Source organism: Rhodopseudomonas sp. B29, from assembly GCF_000333455.1.
GTDB lineage: Bacteria > Pseudomonadota > Alphaproteobacteria > Rhizobiales > Xanthobacteraceae > Rhodopseudomonas.
In genome coordinates this window covers 1-7,958 of the sequence record NZ_BADD01000636.1, presented here as the reverse complement: position 1 = coordinate 7,958, position 7,958 = coordinate 1, and the positions used below count along the sequence as shown (strand labels likewise).

Annotated in this window: 5 protein-coding genes, 1 tRNA gene and 2 pseudogenes; 7 read left to right on the top strand and 1 reads right to left on the bottom strand. The window is 64.8% G+C overall.

Features of this window, described 5'->3' with window-relative positions:
- The 5 genes and pseudogenes from I5M_RS22965 to I5M_RS22945 all read left to right on the top strand — a co-directional run.
- A pseudogene (locus I5M_RS22965) lies at positions 1–229 on the top strand (ABC transporter permease); the annotation flags it as partial.
- 229 nt (positions 230–458) lie between these two features.
- Positions 459–1,316 carry a sugar ABC transporter substrate-binding protein gene (locus tag I5M_RS30430; RefSeq protein WP_244432073.1) on the top strand — a complete coding sequence of 286 codons (858 nt, stop codon included), beginning with the start codon at positions 459–461 and terminating at the stop codon, positions 1,314–1,316.
- A gap of 103 nt (positions 1,317–1,419) precedes the next feature.
- Positions 1,420–3,537, top strand: a complete 2,118-nt coding sequence (locus tag I5M_RS22955; RefSeq protein ID WP_022723544.1) for an SMP-30/gluconolactonase/LRE family protein — start codon at positions 1,420–1,422, stop codon at positions 3,535–3,537.
- A complete protein-coding gene (locus tag I5M_RS22950; RefSeq protein ID WP_022723543.1) occupies positions 3,534–4,625 on the top strand; it encodes a hypothetical protein in 1,092 nt (363 codons plus the stop codon). Before I5M_RS22955 ends, I5M_RS22950 begins: the two co-directional genes overlap by 4 nt.
- Entirely contained in the window at positions 4,622–6,118 is a 1,497-nt protein-coding gene (locus tag I5M_RS22945) for a sugar ABC transporter ATP-binding protein (RefSeq protein WP_022723542.1), read from the top strand. Before I5M_RS22950 ends, I5M_RS22945 begins: the two co-directional genes overlap by 4 nt.
- A 236-nt stretch (positions 6,119–6,354) precedes the next feature.
- Here the strand turns inward: I5M_RS22945 and lipB are convergent.
- A pseudogene (lipB, locus tag I5M_RS30425) lies at positions 6,355–7,075 on the bottom strand (lipoyl(octanoyl) transferase LipB).
- Between the two features lie 63 nt (positions 7,076–7,138).
- On the opposite strand from lipB, the gene I5M_RS22935 reads away from it, so the two are divergent.
- Positions 7,139–7,381: a FliM/FliN family flagellar motor switch protein gene (locus I5M_RS22935; RefSeq protein ID WP_022723541.1), complete on the top strand. Its 243-nt coding sequence runs from the start codon at positions 7,139–7,141 to the stop codon at positions 7,379–7,381.
- A gap of 179 nt (positions 7,382–7,560) precedes the next feature.
- Positions 7,561–7,645, top strand: a tRNA-Leu gene (locus I5M_RS22930).
- The last annotated feature ends 313 nt before the right edge of the window (positions 7,646–7,958 follow it).

Genomic DNA, 7,958 nt, shown 5'->3' with positions numbered 1-7,958 from the left:
TCTCGTCGTCGTGCTCGGCGGCATCGGCCTGTCGGGCGGCCTCGACGGCATGCTCAACGTCGTCATCGGCACGCTGCTGATCGGCACCATGCTCAACGGCATGACGATCATGGACGTTTCGTATTCGGGCCAGAACCTGGTGAAGGGCGTCGTGCTGCTGATCGCCGTGATCGCCGACTCTTTCCTCAACCCGCGCAACGAGGAGACCGCCCAGCAGGGCGACATCTAACCGAACGACCAAAGCCACGGCGATCAACGCCGGGCGGCAAGACCAACGACCAAGGAGGAAATCATGTCGTTTCAACTAAAGCGCGCCGCGGCGCGACTGATCGTAGCCGCTGCGGCCGTAGCCGCAATGGCGCTGCCCGCGCGTGCGACACAGGGGCTCGACATAGCCGTTCCAGGCGCCGTTCAAGGCGGCGCTGGCCGCCAATATACACACCTACATTCCTGTGGCGATGAACTTCGACCTCACCGAAGGCTGGTTCGCCGGCGTCAAGCGCGAGCTCGAGCCCTACGGCATGAAGGTGATCGTCCGCGATCCGAACTGGAGCACCAGCGCCGGCGCCCAGGCGCTGACGACGCTGATCTCCGAGAAGCCGGCGGTGATCATCGTGCACAATCCCGACGTGCAGACCTACGCCAAGCTGCTGCAGCGCGCCGAGAAGGAAGGCATCTTCATCATCCAGATCAACATGGGCTCGGTGTATCGCAGCTCGGCCTTCGTCGGCGCCAACTGGATCGACGTCGGCGAGCGCGCCACCGAGGCGGTGGTGAAGGCTTGCGAGGGTAAGTCCGGCAAGATTGCCGTCATGCAAGGTGCACTCTCGGCAGCGACCTCGGCCTACACGCTGAAGGGCGTCGAGAACGTGCTGGCCAAGAACCCGAACATCAAGGTCGTGTCGTCGCAGGCGGCCGACTGGGACGCGGCCAAAGCCAAGGCGATCACTCAGACCGTGCTGAAGCAGAACCCGGATCTGTGCGGCATCGTCGGCTTCTGGGACGGCATGGACATCGGCACCGCTGCGGCAGTGAAGGAAGCGGGTCTCACCGGCAAGGTGTTCCTCGCGACTTCGGGCGGCGGTGAGCGCAAGGGCGCCTGCGAACTCGTCAAGAACGGCTCGTTCGACCTCGACCTCAGCTACGACGTGCCGACCCAGGCCGCCGACATGGCGGCGATGATCAAGTGGCTGCTGTCCTCTGGCGTCAAGCCTGGCGACGTGAAGGGCTCGATCTACACCACGCTGATCCCGATCACCAAGGAGAACGCCGACTCTCAGACGGCGTGCTGGAATCTCAGCGACGTGAAGAAGTAACGACCGCTTCACTTCCGTCTCGGCGCCGCTCGCATGCATGCATGCGGGCGGCCGCTGACGGCGCACGTTCCCAGACAGCCGGCTCTTCCGTTCAGCGGGTCCCATGCAAGAAGCACTCGTCAAGTTTAAGTCGCGCTACTGGCCGGATCATCTGCTCGGCGAAATCCTGTCGAAGCGATGGACCGAGACCGCGATCCCGATGATCGTGCTGATCGTGGTGGCGATCGCACTCAGCCGGGCGATCCCGGGATTCCTGTCGCCTGCGTCGCTTGGCGATACGGCGCGACAGGCCGGCGAGATCGGCTTCGTCGTACTCGGCATGGGGCTGGTGGTGATCGTCGGCGGCATCGACCTGTCGGTCGGCTCGATGTTCGCGCTGTGCGACTTCTGCGCGCTGTACTGCCTCGACGTGCTGGGCTGGCCGGTGCCGGCCGTCATTGTCGCTACCATCGCCTGCGGCGCGCTGCTCGGCGCCGTCAATGGCGTCCTGATCGGCTATCTGCGACTGCGCGCCTTCATCACTACGCTGATCACGCTGATCATCTTCCGGTCGACCTACGACCTGTTGCTGGTCGGCAATTCGGTCAAGATCGCGGCCTCGATGCCCGACTTCCCCTCGTGGGACTTCATCGGGGGCGGCGACGTGTTCGGCATTCCGAGCGTGGCGCTGCTGTACATCGTGGTAGCGATCTTCGGCCACATCTTCCTGACGCGACTGAGGCCGGGCTGGCACATCACCGCGATCGGTGGCTCGCGGCGCTCGGCGTATAACTCAGGCATTCCGGTCCGCCGCACCATCGCGCTGTGTTACGTCGCCAGCGGTGCGCTGACCGCGATCGGCGCGCTGTTCTTCGCGGCTCGGCTCGGCACCGTCGGCGGCGACGTCGGCATCGGCCTCGAAGTCACGGTGCTGACGGCGACCGTGCTCGGCGGCATCACGCTCGGCGGCGGCAAGGGCTCGGTCGCCAAGGCGCTGGCCGGCACGCTGATCGTGCTGCTCATCACCAACGGCCTGACCACGCTGTCGGTGCGCGGTGGCTATAACCGTATGGTGTTGGCGTCGATCCTTCTGGTCGCCGCGATGATCGACATCCGCTGGCTGAAGAACCGCAACCGCATCATCAGCAAGGTCTATGTCGCGCCCGCCTATCACTATCTGCCGCCGCCGCCGCCGACCGAGATCGGCAAGGGCGGCCCGTTCGAACAGAACGACAAGCTGCGCAACGTCTCGCTGATCGGCCTCGGCAAGATCGAGGCGCCCGAGGACGTCATCCTCGACCGCCACGACAACCTCTATGCCGGCTCGCGGCATGGCGACATTATGAAGTTCTACGCGCCGGACTATTCGCGGATGGAGGTGTTCGCCCATATCGGCGGCCAGCCGCTCGGCATGGCGTTCGACCGCAACGACAACCTGTACTGCTGCATCGGCGGCATGGGGTTGTATCGCATCGCGCCGGACGGCAAGGTCGAGAAGGCGACCGACGAGACCAACCGCAGTATCTGGTCGGTGAACGATGACAGCCGGCTGCGGCTCGCCGACGATCTCGACATCGCCGATGACGGGCGAATCTTTTTCTCGGAAGCCACGGTGCGCTACGAGATGGACGAATGGCCGGTCGACGGCCTCGAGGCGCGCGGCAACGGCCGCATCATCTGCTACGACCCCAACACCAACTCCACGCGCACCGTGCTGCGCGGGCTGAAATTCCCCAACGGCATCGCCATCGCCAGCGACCGGCAGTCGATCCTGTTCGCCGAGACGTTCGGCTGCTCGATCAAGCGCTATTGGTTCGACGGGCCGAAGTCCGGCACCGTGGAGGTGGTGATGGACAATCTGCCGGGCTATCCGGACAACATCAATCTCGCCTCGGACGGCAATTACTGGCTGGCGCTGGTCGGGATGCGCTCGCCGACGCTGGATCTGGCGTGGCGGATGCCGGACTTCCGCCGCCGCATGGGCAAGCGGCTGCCGGTCGACGAGTGGCTGTTCCCCAACATCAACACCGGCTGCGTCGTCAAATTCAACGAGGAGGGCCAGATCCTTGAGTCCCTCTGGGATCTGTCCGGCGCTAATCATCCAATGATCACCTCGATGCGCGAGCATCGCGGCCATCTGTATCTCGGCGGCATCGCCAACAACCGCATCGGTCGCTACAAGCTCGACGGCGCTGACCCGAACTTCGTCCAATACGACAAGCGATGGGGGAAACAGTCATGATCCCGGCGCTTCGCGAATTCGCGCACCGCTTCCTCGGCCGCGGCGAGGGCGCCATCACGGTGCCGCCGTTCGACGGCGCGCTGAAGCCCAACCAGACGCTCGAACACGCCGAGATCGTTGCCACACTGCCGACAGCGGAAGACCTCGCGACCGATGGAAGCGCGCTCTACGTCGCCGACGGTCAGGCCGTGCTGCAGATGGACGGCGCGTCGCTGGCGCCTGTGCGGCAGTTCGAGCAGCCGCTGACGGCGCTGTGCGTGTTGCCGGATGGCCGGCTCGCGGTGGCGCTAGCCGGCCGTGAGGTGCGGGTGTTTGCGCCGGGCGACAGCAGCGACATCGTCATCAGCGGCGAGGGCATGACCGCCGTCAATGCGCTGGCGCCCGGGCGGAACGGCACGTTGCTGGCGACCGACGGCTCGACCGATTTGCCGTATGCGGAGTGGGGCCGCGATCTGCTCAGCCGCGGCCGTAGCGGGCGGCTGCTGTCGGTCGATCCGGCCTCGCGCAAGATTGAGGTCGTCGCTTCGGGCCTGCGCTACGCGTTCGGCGCGGCGGCATCGGGCGACACCACGCTTGTGAGCGAGAGCTGGCGCCATCGCCTGATCGCGGTGAGCGCTAAAGGCGACATCAAGCCGGTGTTCGATCATCTGCCGGTGTATCCGTCGCGGCTGACGCCCGCTGTCGGCGGCGGCTTTTGGATGACGGCGTTCACCGCGCGCACGCAGCTGATTGAATTCGTGCTGCGCGAGGCGGCGTATCGCCGCCGGATGATGGCGGAGATCGATCCGGAGTTCTGGATCGTGCCGCGGCTGACCGCGGGGCACTCGTTCCGCGAACCGATGCAGGGCGCGCATCTCAAGACCATGGGCATCATCAAGCCGTGGGCGCCGCCGCGCTCCTACGGGCTCGTCGTTCGTCTCGGCGCCGACTACGCACCGCTGTATTCACTGCACAGCCGCGTCGACGGCAGCAACCATGGCGTTGTCGCCGCGGTTGAAGTCGCGGACAGCTTGTACGTTCTGGCCAAGGGGCCTGGCCGGCTGCTGCGGTTGAAACTCTCCGATATCAAGTCCGAGGTCGGCGCATGACGGACAACGTTCTGGAATTCCGCAAGGCCACCAAGCTGTACTCCGGCGTGCCGGCGATCGACTCGGTCGACTTCCAGCTTCGCCGCGGCGAAATCCATGCGCTGGTCGGTGAAAACGGCGCCGGCAAATCGACGCTGACCAAGGCGATGGCCGGGGTGGTGACGCTGACCTCCGGCACGATGCTGGTCGACGGCAAGGAGGTTGCGCCGAAGACGCCGCTCGAAGCGCGTCACCTCGGCATCGGCATGGTGTTTCAGGAGAACAGCCTGGTGCCGACCATGACGGTGGCGCAGAATCTGTTTCTCGGACAGGAGAAGTTCTACAACCGGCTGCGCGGCATCTACATCGCCGCCCAGCAATTCCTGCAGTCGCTGAATTTCGATGTGACGCCGACCGCGACGGTGGGCATGCTCGGCGCCGCGCAGAAACAGATGGTCGAGATCGCCCGCGCGGTGCTGCATCAGGCCAAGGTGATCATCTTCGACGAGCCGACCGCGACGCTGACGCCGGAGGAGAAGAAGTACTTCTTCGATCTGGTGCGCGACCTGCAGAAGCGTGGCGTCTCGATCGTGTTCATTTCGCATGCGCTGGAAGAGGCTCTGGCGCTGGCCGATCGCATCACCGTGCTGCGCGACTCCAAGCACGTCGTCACCGACGATGCCCGCAACTTCGACCGGGATCGCATCGTCCAGGCGATGGTCGGCCGCGACCTGTCGAACACGCTGTACGGCAAGCGCAAGACCACCGTGCGTCCTGCCGGCGAGCGGATGCTGACGATCCAGAATCTGAAGCTGGCGCCGATGGTGAAGAACAATTCGCTGTCGGTGTTCGCCGGTCAGATCACCGGCGTGTTCGGTCTGGTCGGCGCCGGCCGTACCGAGACGTTCAAGATTGCCGCCGGCGTGCTGAAGCGCGACTTCTTCCACGGCGGCGAGATCCTGCTGCGCGGCGAGCCGGTGCGGTACCGCGTGCCGGCACCGGCGGTGAAGGACGGCATCGCCTACATCACCGAGGACCGCAAGGTCGAAGGCTTCTTCGAGACGATGTCGATCGCCCGCAACGTCTATCTCGGGCTGCTCGCCAAGTTTCCGCGCGGCCGCTTCCTGCTGTCGCGGCGCGAGGCGCAGTCGAGCGGCGAAAGCTGGATCAAGCAGCTCAACGTCCGGGCGATCAGCACCAAGGCCAAGGTGGTGGAGCTGTCCGGCGGCAATCAGCAGAAGGTGGTGATCGCCAAGTCACTGGCGCAGGATCCGAGCGTGGTGATCTTCGACGAGCCGACCCGCGGCGTCGACGTCGGCGCCATCGTCGAAATTCACGAACTCATCAACCGGCTCGCCGACGAGGGCCGGGCGGTGGTGGTGATCTCGTCGTACTTGCCGGAAATTCTAGCGCTGTCCGACCGCATCCTGGTCAGCCGGCAGGGCAAGGTGGTTGAAGAATTCTCCTGCCTCGATGCGACCGAGGAGAAGATCATGTACGCGGCGATTCACTAATTGGCTTCGTCATTGCGAGCACTCGGATCGGCGCTTCGCGCCGTCCGAGCACAGGCTCCGCGAAGCAATCCAGCTAAGTGCACTGGCGCTGGATTGCTTCGTCGCTACGCTCCTCGCAATGACGGATGAGCAATCATTGTATGGTGGGCAAAGGCGCGCAGCGCCGTGCCCACGCGGACCGCATGACGCGCAGACGTGGGCACGCTTCGCTTTGCCCACCCTACATACTTACAAGATTACGAACTAATCGCCCCGAACACCTCTTCGAACGCCGCCTTCAGCGCCACGTCGACGTCGGTCATCGTCACCGGCAGGCCGAGGTCGACCAGGCTGGTGACGCCGTACCGCGGGGTCGGTGATGCCGCAGGGGACGATGGCCTTGAAGTGCGACAGGTCGGGTTCGACGTTGATGGCGATGCCGTGCAGCGACACCCAGCGTTTCAGCCGTACGCCGATGGCGGCGATCTTGTCCTCGAAGCCGTCGCCTTTGTCGGGGCGCTTCACCCAGACGCCGACGCGGTCCTCGCGGCGCTCGCCACGGACGTTGAAGGCGTCGAGGGTGGCGATGATCCATTGCTCCAGAGCCGCCACATAGGCGCGCACGTCCGGCCGGCGGCGCTTGAGGTCTAGCATGACGTAAGCCACGCGCTGGCCGGGGCCGTGATAGGTCACTTGGCCGCCGCGGCCGGTGGCAAACATCGGAAACCGCGCATCGAGCAGGTCGGAATCGTGGCCGCTGGTGCCGGAGGTGTAGAGCGGCGGATGTTCGAGCAGCCACACGAGCTCGCGCGCCTCGCCGGCGGCGATCGCGGCGGCGCGCGATTCCATCTCGGCGACCGCGTCGGGATAGGCGACGAGCGAATCCGAGATGCGCCACTCGACGTCGGCAGCGCCGGAGGCCGGCCGCAGGCCGCGCAAATCCAGCGTCTGGCGGGCGTTAGCGGGCGCGTTAATCATTGGTCAACCATAGCATGGTGATGTCGAAGCTGCTTCCCATCTCAAGCGCCAGTTCGGGTTCCAGTGCCAACGCTCGATAAAGTTTCAGTCGATCTCATGGTGGTGCTCGGCACCACGTCGATGCCCATTCACCAGGTGCTGCGGCTGTCCCGCGGCGCCATCATCGAACTGGACGCCACCGAGGCCGACGAGGTCAAGATCCTCGCCAACAACATGCCGGTCGCCTCGGGAATGGTGCTGGTCGACCGCAACCGCATTGCGGTCGAGGTCAAGCAGATGCTGCCGCGCTCGCCGGATCGGCGCTAGAGACGGCGGCTTTCGCCCGAAACGCGGCCGGCCACCTAGGTCTTTCGTTTCGAAGCGTTTTTTGCCGGCGAGGCGAGGGCAAGATTGCGGGAAAACGGCTCACGCCGGCCTTGTCCCTGCATGATTGTTTTGTTAAATGGGCGCCGTCCGGTCGGGCGTTCGCCCGGCACCGGCCCCAAGCGCTCGTGGCGGAATTGGTAGACGCGCTGCCTTGAGGTGGCAGTGAGTAAAATCGTGGGGGTTCGAGTCCCTCCGAGCGCACCATTCTCCCACCTTTAGTAGCGAAATCCTTCGGGGCGTTCTGGAAACGTCCTGATCGTTGCTACTATTGCTTTCACGCTCCGCAATGGTTTGCAGTCGCCGATGGTCTCGCTTTTGCGCTGACCTGAATCCGATCGAGCTGGCATTCTCCGGACTCAAAACCGCCGCCCGCAAGGGTGCGGCCTGCACCGTCGGAAAACGCCCTAGTCGTCGTGATCGGGCGAGTGGCACCCCTGAAGCATCTCAGCAAGATTTTGGTACGTCTCTCTGGGGCCCGCCGTGCGACGCCAGACTAGGCAGATTTGCCGAAATGGCG

Coding starts and splice junctions, on each gene's coding strand:
- I5M_RS30430 (WP_244432073.1), top strand. CDS start 459: ATGAACTTCGACCTCACCGAAGGCTGGTTCGCCGGCGTCAAGCGCGAG.
- I5M_RS22955 (WP_022723544.1), top strand. CDS start 1,420: ATGCAAGAAGCACTCGTCAAGTTTAAGTCGCGCTACTGGCCGGATCAT.
- I5M_RS22950 (WP_022723543.1), top strand. CDS start 3,534: ATGATCCCGGCGCTTCGCGAATTCGCGCACCGCTTCCTCGGCCGCGGC.
- I5M_RS22945 (WP_022723542.1), top strand. CDS start 4,622: ATGACGGACAACGTTCTGGAATTCCGCAAGGCCACCAAGCTGTACTCC.